The sequence below is a fragment of the Methylobacterium sp. E-065 genome, from assembly GCF_022829605.1.
Taxonomy (GTDB): Bacteria; Pseudomonadota; Alphaproteobacteria; order Rhizobiales; family Beijerinckiaceae; genus Methylobacterium.
Genome location: NZ_JAKSYD010000248.1, coordinates 1 through 603 on the forward strand (window position 1 = coordinate 1; position 603 = coordinate 603).

The 603-nt window shown below is 63.5% G+C and carries 1 protein-coding gene; it reads left to right on the forward strand.

From position 1 onward, the window contains the following. Positions 1-122 precede the first annotated feature (122 nt). Positions 123-383 carry a hypothetical protein gene (locus MKK84_RS28460; protein WP_243925409.1) on the forward strand — a complete coding sequence of 87 codons (261 nt, stop codon included), beginning with the start codon at positions 123-125 and terminating at the stop codon, positions 381-383. Positions 384-603 lie beyond the last annotated feature (220 nt).

The following is a 603-nucleotide window of genomic DNA, read 5'->3' on the forward strand; positions in this document are numbered from 1 at the left end:
AGACGTCGAAGGGCTCAAGGCGTACTGTGGGTTCGATCCCAATTACCTCCACCTCAGGAACGCGCGTTGGAGTAGCCGCCGGCAGGTGCCGTGGCTGAGCAGCGTCCAGGGCGGGTAAGCTAGTGGGCCAGGACAACGTCGAGCCCCTGGTCGTCCTCCAATCCATTTCTGTCGACACGCGCAGCCCGGATCAGGCCGGCATGCTGGTACTGGTCAGCGGGCTGCTCGTGGCGGTTTTGGTCCGCCTCGACGCGCCGTGGCACGAGCGGCCCGGGGCTTGGCACATGGAGGCGGGGCTGGGGCGGCTGGCGGGCATGCGCGCCCTCGTGTTCGATACCTTGGAGGACGCCACGCGGTGGGTGCGGCAGTACCTGAAGGGGTAATCGCGGCTTAGGAAACGCCGTGACGGCAGGACGCCGACGCATCATCTATGTTGGTGATTATACAAAATCCCGTCTTATGATTGTGATTAGGCGTGGAATAAGGACCCCGTTCTCGGGGTGATCGGCGTCCAAACGGGACCCCCAGGACAAGTCATCCACAATGCCTTCCGGCTCGAACGGGAGGCTTGCGCGGGATGTTGGTCGTGGAGACGGTCGCAAA